A 21,583-nucleotide genomic window follows, 5' to 3' on the forward strand; every position below is an offset into this window, starting at 1 on the left:
GCGGCGATCGGGTCGGGATACGCCGTGTGGCGCTGCTGCCGCAGCGTGGCGACGTGATCGATGTTTACACCAAGTTCTATCATTGCACTTTCGTTGTTTCTTCCCAGCCGCCGCCCAGCGCCTTGTAAAGCTCCACGCGGTTGATCAGCGCGGCCAGGCCGGTTTGCACGAGCGACAGCTGGGCGTTGAAAAAGTCCACCTGCGCGGTCTGCACCTGCAGGTAGCTGTCGATACCGTTGGTATAACGCAAATTCGACAACTCCAGCGTCCGCGCCGACGAATCCTGCAGCGCGCGCTGGGCATCAAGCTGCGCCCCGTAGGTGGCCTCGCCCGCCAGCGCGTCCGACACTTCGCGGAACGCCTGCTGGATGGTCTGTTCGTACTGCGCGACCGCGATATTGTCGCGCGCCTTGGCCAGGCTCAGTCCCTCGCGGATGCTGCCGCCGGCAAAAAGCGGCGTCGTGATCGACGGCGAGAAGCTCCAGTAGCCCTGCCCGCCCTTGAACAGATCGCCCAGCGACGGACTGGCCACGCCCAACAGGCCGGTCAGCGAGATGGTCGGGAAGAACGCCGCACGCGCCGCGCCGATGTTGGCGTTGGCGGACAGCAGCTGGTTTTCGGCGGCCGCGATGTCCGGACGGCGCTCAAGCAGGTCGGACGGCAGGCCGGACGGCACCGTGGCCAGCAGTTGGTCGCGGCCGAACGTGGCCGGCGGGGGCAACGTGTCGGGCAGCGGCGTGCCCACCACCAGCACCAGCGCGTTCATGGCTTGCGACCGGGCGCGCGCCAGTTGGGCCAGGTCGGCGGAGGCCGTGTCCAGCAGCGATTTGGACTGGTTCAGGTCCAGTTCGGACGCCACGCCGCCGTCGAAGCGGCGTTTGACCAGGTCATACGATTCCTGGCGCGAGGCCAGCGTGCGCTGCGTCAGTTCCAGCTGGACCTCGGCGGCGCGCAGGTTGAAATACGACTGCGCGACCGAACCGACCAACGTGATGTGTACGGACTTTTGCGCCTGTTCCGTGGACAGGTACTGCTGATATGCGGCTTCGGACAGGTTGCGCAGGCGGCCGAACAGGTCGATCTCGAAGGTCGTCAGGCCGATGCCGGCCTGGTACGAGCTGCTGATCGAGCTGGAATCGGGGCCGCCGGCCCGCATGTTGGCCGGCAGATGCTGGCGCTGGCCCTGGATGCCGGCGCCGATGCTGGGCCATTGCGCGCCGCGCTGGATGCCGTACTGCGCCCTGGCTTCTTCGACACGCTGGACCGCGACGCGCAGGTCGCGGTTGTTGACGAGCGACAGTTCGATCAACGCCTGCAGGCGCGGATCGCGGAAAAATTCGCGCCAGCCCAGGTCCGCCGCGGGCGTGCCGGCTTGCGGCATCACGTCGGCGGCGGGCTGCGAGCCCAGCGTGGTGGCGCGCGTGTACGCGCCGTACTGCACCTTCGGCTGGTCGGGCCACGCGGGGCTGACCGGCGCGTCGGGACGCTTGTAGTCGGGAGCCAGCGAGCAGCCGGCCAACGCCACCGCCACAAAGGCGGACAAGGCGGTCTGTCTGAACATCAGGGCTTTCATTCCTTGCCCTCCTGGCCACCAGTGGGTTGTGCGGGCTGAGGCGTCGCCGGCAAGGCGGCCTTTTCGGCCTCCGCCTTCTTGGCCGCCTGTTCTTCCTCGAAGAGACGCTTTTCGGCGCCCAACAGGCGCGGGCGGGTCTTGAAGAGGCCCAGCACCACCACGAAGAACGTCGGCACGAAGATCACGGCGAACGGCGTGGCGGCGAGCATGCCGCCCAGCACGCCCAAGCCGACCGCGCGCTGGCTGGCCGCGCCCGCGCCGGTGGCCATCGCCAGCGGGATCACGCCCAGAATGAACGCCAGCGACGTCATCAGAATCGGGCGGAAGCGCAATCGCGCCGCCTCGACCGCGGATTCGTATAGGCCCATCCCGCGGGCGTACTGATCCTTGGCGAATTCCACGATCAGAATGGCGTTCTTGGCCGCCAAGCCGATCACGGTCACCATCCCCACCTGGAAGTACACGTCGTTGGACATGCCCAGCGCGCTGACCAGCGCCACCGCGCCCAGCATGCCCAGCGGCACCACCAGCATGACGGAGATGGGAATGGCCCAGCTTTCGTACAGCGCGGCAAGCACCAGGAACACGACCAGCAGCGACAGGCCCATCAGGATCGGGGCCTGGTTGCCGGCCTGCAATTCCTGGTACGACAGCCCCGTCCACTCGTAGCCGAAGCCTTGCGGCAACTGGGCGACCAGGCGCTGCATTTCGTCCATGGCCTCGCCGGTGGAGTAGCCCGGCGCCGAGCTGCCGCCGATACGCATGGACTCGTAGCTGTTGTAGCGCACCACCTGCACCGGACCCTGGACCCATTCCGCCGACACGAACGTCGACAGCGGCACCATCCCGCCCTGCCCGTTGCGCGCGTTCAGTTTGAGCACGTCGGACAACTGCATGCGGTACGGCGCATCGGCCTGGACCCAGATGTTCTGCATCCGGCCCATATTGGGGAACTTGCTGAGGTACGCCGAGCCGACCGCGGTGGAAATGAGCGAGGCGGCTTCATTGAAGTCCACGCCCAACGCGGCCGCCTTGTCGCGGTCGATGTTCAGCGTGAGCTGCGTGCCCGCCGACAGGCCCGTGATGCGGACCTGCGACAGGATCGGGCTCTTCATGGCCTCGCCCATCAGCTGGGCCGTGGCAGCGGCGAGCGCCTCGGTGCCGGCCGCGCCGCGATCCTGCAGGCGCAGGTCGAAGCCGGTGGCGTTGCCCAGCGACGAGATGGCCGGCGGCACCAGCGTGAACACCTGCGCGTCATGGATGCCCATGAGCTGCTTTTCGAAAGCGGTGAAAGCAATGGCGCCGGCGGAATCCTGGCGTTCCTTACGGTCCTTGAAGTCCTTGAGCGTGGTGAACGCGATGGCGGCGTTCAGGCCGTTGCCGTTGAAGCTGTAGCCCTGCACGGCGATGACGTTCTCGACGGCGGGGATGTCCTGGAAGTACTTTTCGACCTGCTCGATGACCTCGACGGTGCGGTTGGCGCTGGCGCCGGTCGGCAGTTCGATGTTGCTGACCACATAGCCCTGGTCTTCCTCGGGCAGGAACGACGACGGCAGACGCAGGTACAGCCAGCCCAGCAAGAGGACCAGCACCAGGAACACCAGCATCATCCGGCCGCCCTTGTGCAGGATGCGCGACACCCAGTTCTGGTAGCCGTGCGTGGTGGCGTCGAACTTGCGGTTGAACCAGCCGAAGAAACCCTTCTTGTCTTCGTGGTGGCCCTTGGCCACCGGCTTGAGGATCGTGGCGCACAGCGCCGGCGTGAAGGTCAGCGCCAGCAGCGCCGAGAAGAAGATGGACACGGCCATGGCCACCGAGAACTGGCGGTAGATCACGCCCACCGACCCGCTCATGAAGGCCAGCGGCAGGAACACCGTCACCAGCACCAGCGTGATCCCGATGATGGCGCCGCTGATCTGCGGCATGGCTTTCTTGGTGGCCTCCTTGGGCGGCAGGCCCTCGGTCGCCATGATCCGCTCGACGTTTTCGACGACCACGATGGCGTCGTCCACCAGAATCCCGATGGCAAGCACCATCGCGAACATGGTCAGCACGTTGATCGAGAATCCGAGCGCCAGCATCACCGCGAACGCCCCCAGCATGGCCACCGGAACCACCAGCGCCGGGATCAGCGTGTAGCGCACGTTCTGCAGGAACAGATACATGACCAGGAACACCAGCACCATGGCTTCGGCCAGGGTGTGCAGCACCTGCTCGATCGACACCTTGACGTAGGGCGCGGTGTCGTACGGCACCGAGTACTGGATGTTGTCCGGGAAATACTTGGACAGCTCCTGCATCTGGTTGCGCACGCCTTGCGCCGTGGCCAGCGCGTTGGCGTTGGGCGACAGCACGATGGCGAAGGCGGCCGTCGGCTTGCCGTTCAGGCGGGCGCCGAACTGGTAGTTGTCGGCGCCGACCTCGATGCGAGCGACGTCACGCAACAGCACCTTGGAGCCGTCGGTATTGGCGCGCAGGACGATCCGGCCGAAGCCGTCGACCGTGCTGAGCTGGCCGTTGGCGGTGACCGTGGCGGTGATGCGCTGCGAATCGGGATTGGGCGGCGCGCCGATGCTGCCGCCGGAAATCAGCACGTTCTGGCCGGCGATGGCGTTGTTGACCTCGGCCATGCTGAGGTTGAAGCCCACGAGCTTGGCCGGGTCCACCCAGATGCGCATCGCGCGCGGCGCGGCAAAGAGCTGGAACTGGCCCACGCCCGGCACCCGGGAAACCGGGTTCTTCACGTTGCGGGTGATGTAGTCGGCAAGCGCCGTCTGGTCCAGCGTGCCGTCGGTGGACGACAGCGTCACGATCATCAGGAAGCCGGTGCTGGTCTGCTCGTACTGCAGGCCCTGCTGCTGCACCGCGCCGGGCAACTGGGCGATCACGTTGGACACGCGGTTCTGCACGTCCACCTGCGCCAGGTCGGGATTGGTGCCGGGCGCAAACGTGGCGGTGATGGTCGAGGTGCCGTAGGAATCGCTGACGGACTCGTAATAGATCAGGCCTTTGGCGCCGTTGAGCTGGTCTTCGATGATGCTGGTGACCGACTCGGCCACTTCCGGGGCCGACGCGCCCGGGTAGGTGGCCGTGATCGTGATGGCCGGCGGCGCCACATCGGGGTACTGCGCGACCGGCATGTTCGGGATGGCCAACACCCCTGCCAGCAGAATGAAAAGGGCGACTACCCAGGCGAAGATTGGTCGATCGATAAAAAATTGCGGCATGTGGGCTGACTCTGAAAGCGATGCTCACCAAAGAGGAACGCGGCGCTTGCTGCGCCGCGTGCCGCTTACGATTTCTGGCCTGCGGCCTTGTCCTGCTGGGCAGGCTCGGCCGGCTTGGCGCCGGGCTGCGGTGCGGATTCGGCGGGCTTGGCGGCGGGGGCTGCGCCGGGGGTCGCCCCGGGCTCAGCCGGCTTGGCGCCAGGCTGCGCGGCGGGCGCGCCGCCCTGAGCGGGCGCCCCACCCTGTTTCCATTGGCTGACCTGCACCGGCGCGCCGGGACGGATCTTCTGGAAGCCCTCGACCACCACCACGTCGCCTGCCTTCAGGCCGCTGGTGACCAGCCAGTTGTTCTGGAAGGCGCCGCCGGTGGTGACCGGCGACTGCGCGATCTTGTTGTCGCGCACCAGCATCAGGCTCTGCTTGCCGTCCGCCGTGCGTTGCAGCGCCTGCTGGGGAACCATCAGGGCGACGTCGTCAAAGCCCTGCTCCAGCCGGACCCGGACGTACATGCCGGGCAGCAGGATGCCGTCGGGGTTGGGGACTTCGGCCCGCAGGTTCACCTGGCCCGTGCTGGGATCCACGGTGATGCCCGTGAACAGCAGCTTGCCGGGATGCTCGTATTCGGAGCCGTCTTCCAGTACGACGGTGGCGCGGGCGGCGTCCTTGCCGACCTGCTGCAGACGGCCGCTGGCGAAGGCGCGGCGAAGCGCGGCCAGGTCGGCGGTGGACTGCGTGAAGTCGACGTAGATGGGATCGAGCTGCTGCACCGTGGCCATCTGCGTGGCGGAGGTCGATTCGACCAGCGCACCCTCGGTGACCAGCGGCTTGCCGATGCGGCCGGTGATCGGCGAGGTGACGTCCGTGTAGCTCAGGTTGATGGCGGCGTTGTCCTGCGCGGCCTTGGCGGCGGCGACGGTGGCGTCGGCCTGGCGGAAGGACGCCACGGCGTTGTCGTATTCCTGCTTGCTGACGGCATTGGCCTTGACCAGCGGGGCATAGCGGTCGGCCAGCAGCTTGGCGCTGAAGAGGTTGGCCTGCGCCTGCTTCAACTGGGCGGTGGCCTGATCGTAGGCGGCCTTGTAAGGCGCCGGATCGATCTTGAACAGCAGCTGGTTTTCTTTTACGTCGCCGCCCTGCTCGAACGTGATGCGCTGCACGATGCCGGTGACGCGGGCGCGGATCTGCGCGTCGCGCACCGCGTCCACGCGGCCGGGCAATTCAGAGACGATGGGTGCGCGCTGCGGCTGCACGGTGACGACGCTGACCTGGGGCATGCCAGGATTCATTTGGGGCTTTTCACCACAACCGGCCAATATCAGCGCGAGGACGCCACCGGAAACAGCCAGACCCGAAAATCGTTTAGGCGAAAACCGCATTGAAACCCCCGCGTAGCGTAATGAACCGCGTCGTGAAATCGCGTCAGTAAATCGCGTCAGTAAATCGCAGCAATCCGAAAGTGCCACGAGGCAGCGATCAAATTATGACCAAGCGTCACCAACGACACGTGAATAGCCCAGTAATGTAACTCAGATATTCGGGAAATCACGTATTTTCGGGCGGTTCGGGGGAACTTTCGGGAGCAATTGCGCAACAATTTTTATTAGCTGGAGAGCTCCCGGAGATTGCCCAGGAATGCATAGCCGACGCCATGTACGGTATGCAGCGGCAGCTTGGCTCCCGCCTGCCGGACCTTGTTGCGCAGCCGGCAGATCGCGACGTTGAGCGCCCGCATGTTCATGCCGCCGCGCAGGGACTTCACTTCGTCGCGGACGAGTTCGCGGCGCGGGCTTTTCATCAGGCAGGCGAAGCAGGCGCGCTCGACCTCGGTGAGGTCCAGGCGCGCGCCGTTGGGCAACTGCAAGGTCCAGCCCCAATAGAGCAGGCTCCACCAGCCGTCCACGGGTTCGTGCGCGTGGTTCGGGACCCAAGGGGCGGGCGCGGCAAGACCGGCAGCAACGCCAGCAGCAACGCCAGAACGAACGGGAGTCATACCGGGATCAAGAAAGGGAGAATTCAAGGCGGATCTCCACCAGGACGGCCGGTGGCACGCTTTGGGGCGGCCCGTCCCGGAACAAGGTTGCGGTTTGTCCCGAAAGCCTACCCTCGCGGCGGGGTTCTGCGCCCGTCACCGCTCATCTATCAGACCAATCCGACCTTCAAATCCCCGGATGTCCCCACTGCCCGCTACGAATGATGCGTGCCGTTGCGATGGATGTCGTGCGTGACGAAGCAGCTGTCCTGCGTCGGCCGGTCCAGGATGCCCGGCTTTTCAAGGGTGCGGCGGATGTCCGTCAGCCCCGACTCCCAGTGCTCGCGCATCGCCTCGGTGCCGAACTCGTAGTCCTTGGAATACCGCTCGCGGTGCTTGGCCTCGTAGATGAGGTTGATGATGTTGGTGGCCGGCGTGTGCGAGAGCTTGCGGATGTCGGCCAGGTCCGGCGCGTCGCGCTCGCCTTCCGGCAGGCGCTCGAGCAGCCGCTGCAGGCCGTGGCGCAGTTTCAGCACGCGGCGGAGCTGGTCGGTGACCAGGCGGGTGCGGCTGGAAAACTGGATGTCCTTCTGCCGCTCGGCCACCTCTTCAAGCGACGTGGGCAGATCGCCGCGCGCCGGCCAGAGATCGACCTGGAACGCCAGCGTGTCGCGCATGTTTTCCGTGGTCAGCACCTGCGCCAGCGGCGTGTTGGAGACGACGCCGCCGTCCCAATAGTGCTCGCCGCCGATCTCCACCGACGGGAAACCGGGCGGCAAGGCGCCAGAGGCCATGACGTGCTCGGGCCCCAGCGTGTGATGCAGGGTGTCGAAATACGCGAAATTGCCCGAGCGCACGTTCACGGCGCCGAAGCTGGCCCGCACCGCGCCGCTGTTGAGCAGCTTGAAATCCACGAACTGGCGCAGGGTGTCGGCCAGCGGCGTCGTGTCGTAGAAGCTGGTGGAAGCGGCGCCGCGCCCCCGCACCAGATACGGCGGCGGAAAGCGCGGTTTGAAGAAGCCCGGCTGGCCGGTCAACAGCGCTTGCATCGCCGAGACCTGCCCGTTCATGGCGGGCGACCCGAAGCCGAACGGCTGCCCTTCGAACATGCGGGAAAAGGCATCGCCCCACGGCAACGAGGCAAAGCCGGTCGGCCGGCAGATGCTTTCCCAGAAGCCGCGCAGGCGTTCGACCCGCTCGTCTTCCGGGGAACCGGCGATGATCGCCGCGTTGATCGACCCGATGGAGATGCCGGAAATCCAGTTGGGCCGGATGCCGGCTTCGTGCAGGCCCTGGTACACCCCCGCCTGGTAGGATCCGAGCGCGCCGCCGCCCTGCAGGACGAGCGCGACGGTATCGTAGGGCGGCGTATCGCCGGTGTCTTGGGCCAGGGCCTTGCGGCGAGCGGTCATGCGGCGTCCTCTAGCGCTTGGTCTTGTCCGGCACCTGCGGCGTGCCGACGCCGGCACGGAACGGGTACTTGGCAAAGACCTCCGCCACTACCTTTTCCACGTTCTCCGCCGAACCCGCACTCGAGGGATTCTGGACTTCGCCCACGGCGACGCCCTCCCAGACCAGTTGCCGCCGCCGCGCATCCACCAGATCGACGCTCAACGTGCCTTCGGTGTATTGGTAGACGTCGTCGCCCCAGCCGTAGCCGGGCCAGCCGCCGTAAAAGCCGGTGCGATAGCCGTAATACGGACCCATGGGCGCGAAGCCGGGCGTGACTTCGGTCTGCTGCTGGAGCTTGGCGCCGAAATTCAGAAGCAGGTCGGGATTGGTGGCGCTGTAGGTATAGCCGCGCATTTCCATCTGGCCGCGCGCCGCGCTCTTGAGCCGTTCGGTCAGCAGCGTGTTGTAGCCGGCCTTGTCCGTCCCCAGCGGAGACATGTAGCCGAACGTCTGATACTGCGCAAAGTTGGCCTGGTGGTCGTAATCGCTCTTGACCGTTGGGCCTGAAGCGCAGGCCGCCAGTAATGCCGTCATGGAACCCGCCGTCAGCAATTTCAACGCTTTCATGTCGACCTCTCCGTGAGTTCAGGGCGACAACATAGTGCCGCGAAGCCATCAAAGTTTCAACAGAATCTCATTCGCAACCACCAAAATCGCGGGCGGCAATCACACGATGGCGCGCGCATCGGCAAAAGGGGGTGCCCGCTCACCGGCGCGCCCGGACTGCCATAGCGCAAATGCAGGATGACTTCTCCTATCGCGCCTCGCGCCGGGTCCATTACACTTCCCGTCGCTTCCGGCCATCCCCACAGACACGCCCATGCTTGAACTCGACGGCTCCATTTGGTTTCGCTCCGGCGCCCAGACCTGGGGCGGCAAGAACCGCATCGACCTCCTGGCGCAGATCGACGCGACCGGGTCGATCACGGCGGCGGCGCGCGCCGTGGGCATGAGCTACAAGGGCGCGTGGGACGCCATCGACGCCATGAACAACCTGGCCGGCGAGCCGCTGGTGCTGCGCGCGGCGGGCGGCAAGGGCGGCGGCGGCACGCAGCTGACCGACCGGGCGCGCCGTCTGATCACGACCTTCCGGGCGCTTGAGGTCGAACACCGCAAGTTCATGGACAACCTGACGCGCGCGGGGCTGGATGCCAGCGGCGACATCGACCTGATGAGGCGTTTCATGCTCAAGACCAGCGCACGCAATAAATTCCTGGGCACCGTCATCGAGATCCGCGAGGGCGCCGTCAACGATGAAGTGCTGCTGCGCATCGCCGGCGGCCACACGGTCACGGCCACCATCACCCGCGAAAGCACCAAGGAGCTGGGTCTTGCGCCCGGCAAGGAAGCCATCGCGCTGGTCAAGGCGTCGTCGGTGATCGTCGGCGCGCCGGGGCCGGGACTGCGGCTATCGGCCCGCAACCAGCTGCAGGGGCGCATCACCGACCTGCGCCCGGGCGCCGTCAACAGCGAAATCCTGATTGCCATGGACGGCGGCGCCACGCTGGCCGCCATCGTCACGAACGAGAGCGCGGCGGACCTGAAGCTGGATGTCGGCGCCGAGGCGGTGGCGATCTTCAAGGCGTCCAGCGTGATTCTCGGCGTGCTGGACTGACGCCAGACCGCGCCACGCAAACCGGCTACAGCCCCACGTTCTCGTCGTGGCGCCCCACCCTGCCCTCGCGCACTTCGAACACCTCGTCGGCCAGGGCCTCCACGTCCGCGGGGTCATGCGTGATCAGCAACATCGGCACGTCCAGCTGGCGCTGCAACGCGTCCAGCTCCTGCCGCATCTTGCCGCGCAACTGCGAGTCCAGCGCGGAAAACGGTTCATCCAGCAGCAGGATGTCGGGCTGCAGCATCAACGCCCGCGCCAGTGCGACGCGCTGCTTCTGCCCGCCTGATATCTCGTTGGGATAGCTGCCGACGATGGCGCCCAGCTCAAACGCATCCACCCAGCGCCGGGCTTCCGGCGTCACCTCGCGTCGCCGCGGATTGAGCCAGCCGCGGCGCAGGCCGAATGCGATGTTCTGCGCCACGGTCAGATGAGGAAACAGCGCGTAGTCCTGGAACAGGTACGCCACGCGGCGCGAGCGCGCCGGCAGGTTGATGCCCGTCTCGCTGTCGAACAGCACCCGTCCATTGATGACGATGCGGCCGGCGTCAGGACGCAGCAATCCGGCCACGGCCCGCAATGTCAGGCTCTTGCCCGCGCCGGACGGCCCGAACAGCGCGATGCGTTTGGCGGCCGACTTGAACTGCACGTCGAGCTCGAACTTCCGGTCGCCCGACACCATGTGCTTGCGCACGGCAAGGTCGATACTCATCGCCCGCCCCCGTTGCGCTGGTTGGCGCCGATGGGCACCAGCTTGCCGGCGGCCAGCAGCACGACGATGCAGGTGATGGACGTGACCAGCACCAGCATGTTGGCGGTTGCGTCGTCGCCCGCCTGCACCGCTTCGTAGATCGCGACCGACAGGGTCTGCGTGCGGCCCGGCAGGTTGCCGGCGATCATCAGCGTGGCGCCGAATTCGCCCAGCGCCCGCGCAAAGGCCAGCAGCACGCCGGCCGCGATGCCGCGGGCGGCCAGCGGCAAGGTGACGCGAAAGAACACCGCCGCCTCGCCCACGCCCAGCACGCGCGCCGCGTTTTCAAGCTGGCCATCCACGTTTTCGAACGCGGCCCGCGCCGACTTGAACACCAGCGGAAAGGCCACCACGGACGCCGCGATCACGGCGCCCTGCCAGGTGAAGACCAACTCGATATTCCAGCGCGCCAGCGTCTCGCCGATGATGCCGCGCCGCCCCAGCAGCACCAGCAGGTAATAGCCCAGCACGGTCGGCGGCAGCACCAGCGGCAGCGTCAGGATGGCGTCCAGCAGGTCGCGGCCGGGCCAACGCCAGCGCGACAGACCGTACGCCGCAGCCGTGCCGGCCACGGTCGCCAATAGCGTCGCCCAACCGGCCACTTTCAGGGAAAGCAGCAGCGGGACCCAGACCGGATCACTCATCAATGCCTACGATTCAACAGGGACTCAGGGCTTCTGAAAGCCGTAACGCGACAGTATCGCCTGTCCGGCGGGCGACATGACATAGGCCACGAAGCTTTCGGCTTCCTTGGCTGCGGTCTCGCGCGTGGTCAGCGCAATGGGATAGGTCACCGGCGTCGTCGAGGGCACGCGCACGGCCACATTGACCTTGCCCGGCATGATGGCCGCATCGGTCGCGAACACGAAGCCCGCGTCCACCTCGCCGCGCGCCACGTAGTCCAGGCTCTGGCGCACGTTCTGCGCCAGCACGCTCTTGGCCTGCACGGCGTCCCACAAGCCCTGGGCCTGCAGCGCGGCCTGCGTGTAGCGTCCCACCGGCACCGATGCCGGGTTGCCATAGGCGATGCGCTTGACCTCGGCGCGCTCCAGGTCCTTGAGCGACTTGATGCCCGCCTTGCTGTCGATGGGAACGATCAGCACGATCTGATTGGCCGCAAAGTCCACGCGCGTGGCGGGCTTGACGGCCTTTTCCTCGACCGCCTTGTCCATCGCCTTCTGGTCGGCGGACGCGAACACATCCGCAGGCGCGCCCTTCACGATCTGCTGCAGCAGCACGTCGGAAGCGCCGAAGTTCAGGACCACCTTGGTGCCGGCATGTTCCTTTTCAAAGCCCTGCGCCACTTCCTTGAAGGCATTGGTCAGGCTGGCGGCGGCCGACACCACGATTTCTCCGGCGCTGGCATTGGCGCCCCAGACGGCGGCAAGCGCCAGGGTCAGCGCCATGAGCGGGCGTTTGTGCAACATATGTTTCTCCTATGGACGGCGGCGTGTCAGGTTCGCAATATATCCAGGTATATAACGGTCGTCAATTTCGCCCGGCGCCGGGTTTATGAAATATCAAAGGGAGAGGCGGGCGGCGGAATCAGCCGCGATCGACGGCGGTGACGTGCACGGATTCAGGCGCCAGTGCGGCGCGCAGGAAGTCCAGCGCCGTTTCGGGCCGGGCGGCGCCGCACATGAAGATGTCCAGGGCCGCGAAGCGGTGCTCCGGCCAGGAATGGATACTGATATGGGATTCGCTGAGCAGGATCACGCCGGTCACCCCCGCCCCTTCCCCGAAATGATGGAAGTGCGCGCTCAGCACCTGCGCCCCGGCCGCGCGCGCCGCCGCGGTCATCTGCTGTTCCAGCGCCTGCGCGTCGGCCAGGAGGCCGGGCGCCACACCGCGAAAATCCGCCAGCACGTGCCGGCCGGGTGTCCCGTACACGGTCACTTGTGGGATCCGCCCGATGACCATCCCGAGCCGCCGGAATAGCTGCTGCCCCAACTGCTGCTACTGCTGCCGCCGGAGAGGCGCGTGCCCGGCGCACTGGCGCTGGTGGTGGCCACCACGACCACCATCGCGTACAAGGCATACAACAACTTGCCCTTCATCTATTCGTCCTCGCCTGTCAGCATGTCGGCCAGCATGGCCGGTAGCCAGAGAAACACCATCCCGATCAAAACCGGAATGAAGCGGCCGGCAAAAATGTTGTTGAAGTTCAGGAACACCATCGCGATCAGCGCGCCCTTGGCCCACTTGCGGTAACCGCCGCCGGCCTTGGCGGACGACACGCCCATGGCCTTCTGGCGATTGAGCTCAGGGCGGCCGAACCACTGGGCCAGTTGTGCCGGCGACACCGGCGCCGACGCCGACCAGCCCAATTCCTTGTCGGCCAGTTCGCGGGTCAGCTTCAACGTGCCGACCTTGTAATCGGTGATCTGCGTGCTGTCGCCCACCTTGACGCGCCAATTGAAGGCGCCCAGCGCCAGCTCCACGCGCGAGGTGTAGTCGTACAGCTTCTGGTACACGCGATTGCGCCAGCGCACGCTGGTGGCGTTGTTGTGGCTGGGCCAGGTGTCGCAGACCTGCACGCGCTCCCACCCTTCGTCCGATTCCACCAGCCAGATGAACCCCTTGGCTGGATTGAACAGCAGGTATTCCATCCAGCTCGAGGGTTCTTCGGGATCGGGATCGGCGCACTTCATCAGGCCGATCAGCGTGTAGTCGGCGCCTTCCATCTTGGCGACCGAGCCCAGCGGCAGCGTGGCGCGGATCTTCTGCACCTTGCGCGCCTTTTCGATGACCTCGGCCGTGGGGCCCGAGCAATCGACCGCAGCCGCGCAAGACGGGCAAACGACATTCGTGGCCATGGCAGCCACAAACGAGATCGGCGCGCCGCAGTTCGGGCAGTCCAGCGCCTTGATCTGGCCGCGAAAGCGCCCTGCGGTTTCCTCGACCTGCTCTTTGGTGCGCAACGAGCCCGCCTGCATGGCGGACAGGTCGAATGCCTTGCCGATATAGAGTTCGGGCTGCGGACCGTCGGAGAAATCCAGCGTCAGGAACGCGTCCAGACTGCGGTAGTCGGCCACCTTGGCCTGCCAGCCGTCGCCCGGCACGAAGGGCAGCTCGCCCTGCGTGCCGCCGGCCTGGCTGGTGCGCACGTCGGCCGCCACGAAACGCTGACCGTCCAGTTTCAGCTCGTCGCCGGGCGCAATGCTGTCGAACGCCGGCATCTCCTGCACGGACTTGACCTTGCGCCGCCGCGTGACGGCATACTGGCCAGACGCGTCCGACAGCCAGCCGTCAGAGCCGTCGTCGAACCACACGTACCACTCGTTCCAGAAACCCTCGTCAAAGCGCATCTGGATGCGGCCGATGACGTCGAACCGCTTGCCGTCATGGGTGCCCGTGGCGCCCAGGCACAGCGGCGAATAGTCCTCAAGGACGTCGGCCGCCTCGCCGATGCGCTTGACCGACTCGGCATCCTTGAGCAAGGTGCTGCGGCAGGCGCCGCAGACCGCCATGACGGAGGCCGCGGACGTGAACTTGACTGGGGCGCCGCACTGCGGACACAGAACCTGCTGCATGGGGTCTTAGCTGGTGAGTTTCTTCAGCACCTCGGCCTTGGCCGAGTCGTAGTCCGCCGCGGTGATGAGGCCCTTGTCCAGCAGGTCTTTCAATTGCTGCAGGCGCTGGACCGGATCGGCCTGCGCGGGCTGAGCGGCGGGTTGTTGCGGCTGCTGTTGCGCCGGCTGCTGCGGCTGCTGTTGCGGCTGGCCCTGAGCCACGCCCAGGCCCTGCGCCATGGTCTGACCCAACGCCGCGCCGGCCGCCAGGCCCGCGCCGATGCCCGCGATGCCGCCTTCGTTCTGCGCGGCCAGCGGAATCGACGTCGCCGTTTGGTACTGCGTGAACTTGCCCAGGTCGCCGGCCATCCCCATCGAGATCCGGGTGTCCAGCGCCTTCTGCAGCTCTTCGGGCAGCGACACGTTTTCGACCGTGAAGTTGTCCAGCTTGACGCCGTAACGGTCGAACACGGGCGCGAGCTGTTCGGCGATGCTCTGCGACATCAGGCCCTGGTTGCCGGCGATGTCCAGGAACGGCACCTTGGAACTGCCCAGTGCGGTGGTCATGGCGGCCACGACCATGTTGCGCAGCTGCGCTTCCAGGTCGTCCACCGTGTACACGTCGCGCGTGCCGCTGATTTCGCGGTAGAACTTGCCGGGATCGGCGATCTGGTACGAATACACGCCGAACGCACGCAGGCGCACCATGCCGAACTCGCTGTCGCGCAGCGTCACCGGCTGGGCCGTGCCCCAGCGCCGGCCCAGTTGCAGGCGCGTGCTGAAGAAGATGACGTCCGACTTGAAGGGCGACTCGAACAGCTTGTCCCAGTTCTTCAGGTAGGTCAGGATCGGCAGCGTCTGCGTCGTCAGCTTGTACATGCCGGGGCCGAACACGTCGGCCACCTTGCCTTCGTTGACGAACACGGCCATCTGCGATTCCCGCACGGTCAGGCTGGCGCCGTACTGGATTTCGAAATCCTGCATCGGATGGCGCCAGGCGAGCACGCCGTCGCGATCCTCGTTCCATTGCAGGATGTCGATGAACTGCTTGCGAATGAATGAACCGAGACTCATGGAAAGTCCTCCTGTGTCAGATCGGGGATTGCGCGCCGCTCAGGTCAGGCAGGCGGCGTTGACGATGCCGGCCGCCAGCGAGATCGCGCCGATCAGGCCGCCCATGGCGATGTTGTTTTCGGCGATGGCGTCCGTCATGCCGCGTATGGCCTTGGACACCACTGCGTACACGACGATCTGCACGATCATCGCCGCCACGCCCCAGACCACGAACATGACGAAGCTGGCGTGGACCGCGATGCTGGAACACAGGGTCAGGCTGAAGCCGACCAGCGCGCCGCCATAGGACAGCGCCGCGGCAATGTTGCCCTCGCGGATGAGGTCGAATTCCTTGTAGTGCGTAATGGCCGTGTAGACCGCCGTGAAAACGCCCAGCATGACGAGCGCCGAGACGATATAGATCAGATAGGTCACCGCCGGATGCATTGCTTCTCCCATTGCCAGCCTCCCAATTGCGCGCAGTATATACGTCGCGTTCGATATACTGCGAACGCATTTTTTGGCTCGGACACTCCCATGCGCGACCGCGTTCTCATTCTCTCGGTATTGATCGTTGCGTCCTGCGGGTTGGGCTACGAGCTCATCAGCAGCGCGCTCGCCAGCTATTTGCTTGGGGATTCGATCCTTCAGTTCTCCTCGGTAATCGGGTGCTATCTCTTCGCGATGGGCATCGGTTCATGGTTGTCAAAATATGTAAGAGACGAAGACGTTCTGAATCGCTTCATCGACGTCGAGCTGCTGGTGGCGCTCTTGGGCGGCGTCTCCGCCGCAGTCCTGTTCCTGGTGTTCGCGTGGCTGTCCGCACCGTTCCGCGCGGCCTTGTATGTCGGCGTCTTCATCATCGGACTGATGGTCGGCATGGAGATCCCGCTGGTGATGCGGGTCTTCAACCAGCGAAAGGCCGAATTCCGCGAAATCGTCAGCCGCGTGCTGACCTTCGACTACCTGGGCGCGCTGGCCGTGTCGCTGGTGTTCCCGTTGCTGCTGGCGCCCAAGCTGGGGCTGCTGCGCACCAGCTTCCTGTTCGGCATCCTGAACGCCAGCGTGGCGCTGTGGACCACGTGGCTGTTCCGCGCCGAGGTTTCCCGCCCGGGCGAAAAGGCTGTCCGCGCCGGCGTGGTGCTGGGCATCCTGTGCCTGGGGTTCGTCTATTCCGGCAGCATGACCGCCTGGGCCGAAAAAGGCCTGTATGGCGACGACATCATCCACGCCGAAACCACGCAGTACCAGCGCCTGGCCGTGACGCGCTGGCATGACGATCTGCGCCTGTACATCAACGGCAACCTGCAGTTCTCGTCGCGCGACGAGCACCGGTATCACGAGTCGCTGGTGCATCCCGGCCTGCAGGTGCTGCCGTGGGCGCGCAACGTGCTGGTGCTGGGCGGCGGCGACGGCCTGGCCGTGCGCGAGATCCTGAAATACAAAAATATCGAGCACGTCACGCTGGTGGACCTGGACCCCGCCATGACGAATCTGTTTTCGCGCTCGGACCCGCTGGTCGCGCTGAACGCGGGCGCGCTCAAGGATCCGCGCGTCACCGTCATCAATGACGACGCGGGGCGCTGGCTGGAGACGCACGCCGAGGTCTACGACTTCATCGTGGTGGACTTTCCCGATCCGTCCAACTTCGGCCTGGGGCGGCTGTATTCCGTGCCGGTCTATCACCTGATGGCGCGGCATCTGGCGGAAAACGGCTACATGGTCGTGCAGTCCACCTCGCCCTACTTCGCGCCGCGTTCGTTCTGGAGCGTGGACGCGACCCTGAAGGAAGCCGGCCTGAACACCTGGCCGTATCACACCTACGTGCCGTCGTTCGGCGACTGGGGCTTCATCCTGGCCAGCAAGCGGCGCGACTACGCGCCGCCTGAAAAAATCACCGTGCCCACGCGCTACCTGGACGCCGTCACCGTGCGCGAGCTCTTTCACTTTCCCGCCGACATGCCGGCGCTGGCCATGCCGCCGAACCGCCTGAACGAACAATCGCTCGTGCGCTACTTCGACGAGGACTGGCGCAAGGTCATCCGCTGATGCGGCGCCGCAGCTTCCTGTTGGGCGCTGCCACGGCCGCCGCCGCGGGCTCGGCCGGCTACTGGCGCGCGCGCGTCGTCGAAACGACGCCCGACGTGCGCTATCCCGGCATGCAGGCCGGCCACGCATTGCGCGACAAGGCGGCCTTGCCGCAGCCGTCGGCCACGCGGCAGCATCAGGTTGCGATCCTGGGCGCGGGCGTGGCGGGCCTGTCCTGCGCCTGGAAGCTGGCCCGCGAAGGGTTCACCGATTTTGTCGTGGTGCAGGGTCCCGAGTTCGCGGGCAACGCCGCGGCGGGCGTGCGCGATGGGCTGGACTACCCGCTGGGTGCGCATTACCTGCCGTTGCCCTCGCTGGCGTCCGCCCACGTGCGTGAAATGCTGGCCGACTTCGGCATCATCGAGCGCGGCGCGGGCGACGCGCGCCCTTATTACGACGAAGCCGTCCTGGTGCATTCGCCGCAGGAAAGGCTGCTGCGCAATGGGCGCTGGGAAGAACACCTGCTGCCGATGACGGGCGTGCCGGATGCCGACGCCGCGCAGCACCAGCGCTTTCTGGCGCTGGTCGATCGATTGCGCACGCAGGTCGGCAACGACGGCCGCAAGGTGTTCTGCATCCCGCTGGAATTGTCGTCGCGCGACCCGGCGTGGCGCGCACTGGACGCGCTGACGTTCAAGGACTGGCTGGCGCGCGAAGGCTATACCTCGTCCGCGCTGCATTGGTATCTGAACTACTGCTGCCGGGACGACTACGGCGCGGACTATGACGTGGTGTCGGCCTGGGCGGGGCTGCATTACTTCGCCAGCCGCGACGGCCATGCCGCCAATGCCGGCGAAGGCGCCGTGTTGACGTGGCCCGGCGGGCTGGCGACGCTGGCCGAACGGATGCGCGCGGCCATCACGCAAAAGCTCGGCCACGCAGACTGGTTGTTGCCGGGCACGGCGGTGCGCATCGAAGAATTGCCGGCCGGACCGCGCGTCCTCTGCGTGGAAAGTACGACGGACGGCGCGCACCGGGCCTACGCCCTGCAGACGCGCCGCACCGTCTGCGCCATGCCGCTCTTCGTGGCGCAACGCCTGCTGCCGGACATCCGCGCGTACGGCTACGACCCGGCCACGCACGCCGCGCCGCATGCGGCCTGGATGGTGTCGAACTTCGTCATGGAGGGCTACCCGCTGGAAGCGCCGGGCGAGCCACTGTCGTGGGACAACGTCGTCTACGAAGGCCAGGCGCTCGGCTACGTCGTGTCCACCCATCAATTGCTGCGCGTGGCGCGCACGCCGCGCAGCGTGTTCACGGCGTATCACGCGCTGAGCGGTCAGACGCCGCAGGCGGCGCGCGACTGGCTTACGCGCGCCAGTCCGCAAGACCTGCGCGACGTAGCCGCGGTGGATCTGGTGGCGGCGTATGGCAAGGAGTTCTGGCGCAACGCCCGCCAGTTGGAGATCACGGTGCGCGGCCACGCGATGGCCACGCCGGTCTGCGGCTATCTGTCCAACCCGGGCCTGGCCGCGCTGCGCGCGGTGGACGGTCCGGTGCTGTTCGCGCACGCCGACCTGTCGGGGTATTCGGTCTTCGAAGAAGCGTCATGGTGGGGTGTGACGGCGGCAGCGCGTATTCTGGGCGGCCATCGACAAGGATGAGACAAGACATGGGTAATCACGTGATCGTGCTGGGCGCCGGCATCGTCGGCGTCTGCTGCGCGCTGGAACTGCAGCGGCGCGGCATGCCGGTCACGCTTGTGGACCGGCAGGCGCCCGGGATGGAAACGTCGATGGGCAACGCGGGCGTGCTGGCCCGCAGCTCGCTGATGCCGTTCAACCATCCTGGCCTGTGGGGGCAACTGCCGCGTCTCATGAAGAACGACACGGTCCAGTTCCGATACCGGTGGCCTTACCTGGCGGCGAACCTGGGCTGGGCGGCGCGATTCCTGATGAGCGCCCGCACGTCCGTCTTCCAGGAAACCGCACGCGCGTTGGACGGCCTGATCCGGCTGTCCGCGCCCGAACACCTGAAGCTGCTCGATGAAAGCGGCGCGCGCCATCGGCTGCGCGACACCGGCTGGATCTTCCTGTACCGCACCGCGGCGGCCTGGAACGCGGGCGCGCTCGCCCGCCGCACCTTCGCCCAGTACGACGTGCCGACCCGCGAGCTGGATCCCGCCGCGCTTGCCGAGCTTGAACCCGCCCTGTCGCCCATCTTTCACCGGGCATTGTGGATACAGGGTTCGTATTCGGTGGACGATCCGCACGAGGTCGTTGCCGGGTACGCCGGACTGTTCCAGCGCGAAGGCGGCACGTTCAAACGGATGGACGCCGCCGCCATCCGCCGCGACAGCAATGGCTGGACGGTGCAAGGGACAAGCGCATCGGAATCCGTGTCGGCCAACCGGTTGGTCGTCGCGCTGGGGCCGTGGTCCAAGGCGTTGCTCAAGACCACCGGCATCGACGTGCCCATGGCGTTCGAACGCGGGTATCACATGCATTACAACGGCCGCGACGGCGCTCGGGTCACCCGTCCCGTTTACGACACGGGCGGCGGCTACGTGCTGTCGCCCATGGCGCGCGGGCTGCGCCTGTCCACTGGCGTCGAGCTGAACGCTTGCGAGGCGCCCGCGCGTCCCGAGCAGCTCGATCTGGCGGAACAGCGCGCCCGCGAGGCTTTCCCGCTGGGCGACCGGCTGGACGCCGCCGCCTGGCTGGGCCGCCGCCCCACCTTGCCCGACAGCCGCCCGATGATCGGCGAAGCGCCGCGCCATCCCGGCCTGTGGCTGGCGCTGGGGCACCAGCACATCGGGTTCAGCACCGCGCCGGGCACGGCAAAGGTGCTGGCGGAATTGATGCAGGACGGCGCCGCCGCATCGCGCCACACGGCCTTCCGGCCCGGCCGGTTCATCTAGGCAAACGCGGTCCTTGAAGGACCGCGTTGTTGACCGCGCTTTTCACCGCGCCTTTTCGTCTTCAGCCCAGCAAAAGCGCGTCGTCCGACAGCTTCTCGCCCCGCACCCGCTCGAACATGGCAAGCAGGTCCGGCACGTCCATGCCGCGGCGCTCGTCGCCGGATACGTCCAGCACGACCTGGCCCTGGTGCAGCATGACCGTGCGGTCGCCGACGTCCAGCGCCTGGCGCATGCTGTGCGTGACCATCATGGTGGTGAGCTGGCTTTCCGCCACGATGCGCGCCGTCAGTTGCAGCACGAAGTCCGCGGTGCGCGGGTCGAGCGCGGCGGTGTGCTCGTCCAGCAGCAGGATGCGCGAGGGCTGCAGCGCCGCCATCAGCAGGCTGACCGCCTGGCGCTGGCCGCCGGACAACAGGCCGATGCGGTCGGTCAGGCGGTTCTCCAGGCCCAGGCCCAGCGTGGCAAGACGCTCGCGAAAGCCCGCTTTCATCGAGGCCTTCACGGCGCGGCTGTAGCCGCGCGATGCGCCGCGCATCTGCGCCAACGCCATGTTTTCCTCGATGGTCAGGTCTTCGCAGGTGCCGGCCATGGGATCCTGGAACACGCGGGCCACGCTGCCGGCCCGCGCCCACACGGGCTGGCGCGTCACGTCCACGCCGTTGATATCGATGCGGCCGGAATCGACCGGCAGGTCGCCCGACACGGCATTCAGGAACGTGGACTTGCCCGCGCCGTTGGAACCGATCACGGTCACGAACTGGCCCGACGGGATTTCCAGCGTGAGGCCGCGCAGGGCGCGGGTCTCGATGGGCGTACCCGCGTTGAAGGTGATTTTCAGGTCTTTTGCGGACAACATATCAGCGCCCCTTCTTGCCGACCAGACGGCGCTTGAGCATGGGGATGACCAGGGCGATCGTGACGAGCACCGCGGTGACGAGGTTCAGGTCCTGCGCCTTCAGCCCGATGAAATCGCTGTTGAGCGCCAGGGCGATGAAAAAGCGGTAGACGATGGCGCCGATAATGACGGCCAGCGTGGCCAGCACCAGCTTGCGCGACGGCAGGATGCTTTCGCCGACGATCACCGCGGCCAGGCCGATCACGATGGTGCCGATGCCCATCGAGATGTCCGACCCGCCCTGCGTCTGTGCGAACAGCGCGCCGGCCAGCGCGACAAGCGCGTTCGACAGCGCCATGCCGCCCAGGATCATGCGGCCGGTGTTCACGCCCTGTGCGCGGGCCATGCGGCCATTGGAACCGGTGGCGCGCACGGCCAGGCCGGTCTGCGTGGCAAAGAACCAGTCCAGCGCCAGTTTGCAGAGGATGACGATGACGATCAGGAGCAGCGGGCGGGCGACGTAGTCGGAAATCCACGCAGGCTGCAGGATCGTGAAAACGGTGGGTTCGGTGATCAGCGGCACGTTGGGCTTGCCCATGATGCGCAGGTTGATCGAATACAGGGCGATCATCATCAGGATGCTGGCCA

Annotated in this window: 21 protein-coding genes; 4 read left to right on the plus strand and 17 right to left on the minus strand. The window is 66.4% G+C overall.

Annotated elements, in window-relative coordinates:
• The 7 genes from RT697_RS22620 to RT697_RS22650 all read right to left on the minus strand — a co-directional run.
• On the minus strand, positions 1–83 hold an 83-nt coding region (locus RT697_RS22620; protein WP_313701939.1), incomplete at its 3' end, for a pyridoxine 5'-phosphate synthase.
• Entirely contained in the window at positions 80–1,573 is a 1,494-nt protein-coding gene (locus RT697_RS22625; protein ID WP_175123626.1) for an efflux transporter outer membrane subunit, read from the minus strand. The genes RT697_RS22620 and RT697_RS22625, both read right to left, overlap by 4 nt.
• The gene (locus RT697_RS22630) at positions 1,570–4,800 is read right to left on the minus strand and encodes an efflux RND transporter permease subunit (RefSeq protein WP_313701913.1); all 3,231 of its coding nucleotides are present in this window, start codon (positions 4,798–4,800) and stop codon (positions 1,570–1,572) included. The genes RT697_RS22625 and RT697_RS22630 overlap by 4 nt, the downstream gene beginning before the upstream one ends.
• Positions 4,801–4,865: 65 nt before the next feature.
• Positions 4,866–6,176 carry an efflux RND transporter periplasmic adaptor subunit gene (locus RT697_RS22635; protein ID WP_313701915.1) on the minus strand — a complete coding sequence of 437 codons (1,311 nt, stop codon included), beginning with the start codon at positions 6,174–6,176 and terminating at the stop codon, positions 4,866–4,868.
• A 224-nt stretch (positions 6,177–6,400) separates the two neighbouring features.
• The gene (locus tag RT697_RS22640) at positions 6,401–6,790 is read right to left on the minus strand and encodes a winged helix-turn-helix domain-containing protein (RefSeq protein ID WP_313701917.1); all 390 of its coding nucleotides are present in this window, start codon (positions 6,788–6,790) and stop codon (positions 6,401–6,403) included.
• Positions 6,791–6,984: 194 nt separating this feature from the next.
• Positions 6,985–8,181 carry a patatin-like phospholipase family protein gene (locus tag RT697_RS22645; protein ID WP_313701919.1) on the minus strand — a complete coding sequence of 399 codons (1,197 nt, stop codon included), beginning with the start codon at positions 8,179–8,181 and terminating at the stop codon, positions 6,985–6,987.
• A gap of 10 nt (positions 8,182–8,191) precedes the next feature.
• A complete protein-coding gene (locus RT697_RS22650) occupies positions 8,192–8,788 on the minus strand; it encodes a DUF4136 domain-containing protein (protein WP_313701921.1) in 597 nt (198 codons plus the stop codon).
• Positions 8,789–9,041: 253 nt separating this feature from the next.
• On the opposite strand from RT697_RS22650, the gene RT697_RS22655 reads away from it, so the two are divergent.
• Positions 9,042–9,836: a TOBE domain-containing protein gene (locus tag RT697_RS22655; RefSeq protein ID WP_313701922.1), complete on the plus strand. Its 795-nt coding sequence runs from the start codon at positions 9,042–9,044 to the stop codon at positions 9,834–9,836.
• 25 nt (positions 9,837–9,861) lie between these two features.
• On the opposite strand, the gene RT697_RS22660 is transcribed toward RT697_RS22655, so the two are convergent.
• The 8 genes from RT697_RS22660 to RT697_RS22695 form a co-directional block, all read right to left on the minus strand.
• Entirely contained in the window at positions 9,862–10,548 is a 687-nt protein-coding gene (locus RT697_RS22660; protein WP_313701924.1) for an ATP-binding cassette domain-containing protein, read from the minus strand.
• Positions 10,545–11,231, minus strand: a complete 687-nt coding sequence (gene modB / locus RT697_RS22665; RefSeq protein WP_313701926.1) for a molybdate ABC transporter permease subunit — start codon at positions 11,229–11,231, stop codon at positions 10,545–10,547. Before modB ends, RT697_RS22660 begins: the two co-directional genes overlap by 4 nt.
• A gap of 24 nt (positions 11,232–11,255) precedes the next feature.
• Positions 11,256–12,014, minus strand: coding sequence for a molybdate ABC transporter substrate-binding protein (gene modA, locus RT697_RS22670; RefSeq protein WP_313701928.1), 759 nt, complete (start codon positions 12,012–12,014; stop codon positions 11,256–11,258).
• 118 nt (positions 12,015–12,132) lie between these two features.
• On the minus strand, positions 12,133–12,483 hold the full coding sequence (speD, locus tag RT697_RS22675; RefSeq protein ID WP_313701929.1) for an adenosylmethionine decarboxylase: 351 nt from the start codon (positions 12,481–12,483) through the stop codon (positions 12,133–12,135).
• A complete protein-coding gene (locus RT697_RS22680; protein ID WP_312436970.1) occupies positions 12,480–12,644 on the minus strand; it encodes a hypothetical protein in 165 nt (54 codons plus the stop codon). The genes speD and RT697_RS22680 overlap by 4 nt, the downstream gene beginning before the upstream one ends.
• Positions 12,645–14,120 carry a DUF4178 domain-containing protein gene (locus RT697_RS22685; RefSeq protein WP_313701930.1) on the minus strand — a complete coding sequence of 492 codons (1,476 nt, stop codon included), beginning with the start codon at positions 14,118–14,120 and terminating at the stop codon, positions 12,645–12,647.
• Positions 14,121–14,126: 6 nt separating this feature from the next.
• On the minus strand, positions 14,127–15,173 hold the full coding sequence (locus RT697_RS22690; protein ID WP_313701931.1) for an SPFH domain-containing protein: 1,047 nt from the start codon (positions 15,171–15,173) through the stop codon (positions 14,127–14,129).
• Positions 15,174–15,212: 39 nt separating this feature from the next.
• Positions 15,213–15,599, minus strand: coding sequence for a DUF350 domain-containing protein (locus tag RT697_RS22695; protein ID WP_105239633.1), 387 nt, complete (start codon positions 15,597–15,599; stop codon positions 15,213–15,215).
• Between the two features lie 90 nt (positions 15,600–15,689).
• On the opposite strand from RT697_RS22695, the gene RT697_RS22700 reads away from it, so the two are divergent.
• The 3 genes from RT697_RS22700 to RT697_RS22710 are packed head-to-tail and all read left to right on the plus strand — an operon-like array spanning position 15,690 to position 20,100.
• Complete coding sequence (locus RT697_RS22700; protein ID WP_313701932.1) at positions 15,690–17,201, plus strand: polyamine aminopropyltransferase; 1,512 nt, start codon at positions 15,690–15,692, stop codon at positions 17,199–17,201.
• Entirely contained in the window at positions 17,201–18,844 is a 1,644-nt protein-coding gene (locus RT697_RS22705; RefSeq protein WP_313701934.1) for an FAD-dependent oxidoreductase, read from the plus strand. The genes RT697_RS22700 and RT697_RS22705 overlap by 1 nt, the downstream gene beginning before the upstream one ends.
• Positions 18,845–18,852: 8 nt before the next feature.
• A complete protein-coding gene (locus tag RT697_RS22710) occupies positions 18,853–20,100 on the plus strand; it encodes an FAD-dependent oxidoreductase (RefSeq protein ID WP_313701935.1) in 1,248 nt (415 codons plus the stop codon).
• Between the two features lie 61 nt (positions 20,101–20,161).
• Here RT697_RS22710 and RT697_RS22715 read toward each other — a convergent pair whose 3' ends face one another.
• Together RT697_RS22715 and RT697_RS22720 are read right to left on the minus strand one after the other, a co-directional pair.
• Positions 20,162–20,956: an ABC transporter ATP-binding protein gene (locus RT697_RS22715; protein ID WP_313701936.1), complete on the minus strand. Its 795-nt coding sequence runs from the start codon at positions 20,954–20,956 to the stop codon at positions 20,162–20,164.
• A 1-nt stretch (position 20,957) separates the two neighbouring features.
• Positions 20,958–21,583 (minus strand): ABC transporter permease subunit (locus RT697_RS22720; RefSeq protein ID WP_313701938.1); only part of this gene is annotated, 626 nt, incomplete at its 5' end.

It is taken from the genome of Achromobacter sp. (assembly GCF_032113835.1).
Taxonomy (GTDB): Bacteria; Pseudomonadota; Gammaproteobacteria; order Burkholderiales; family Burkholderiaceae_B; genus Achromobacter.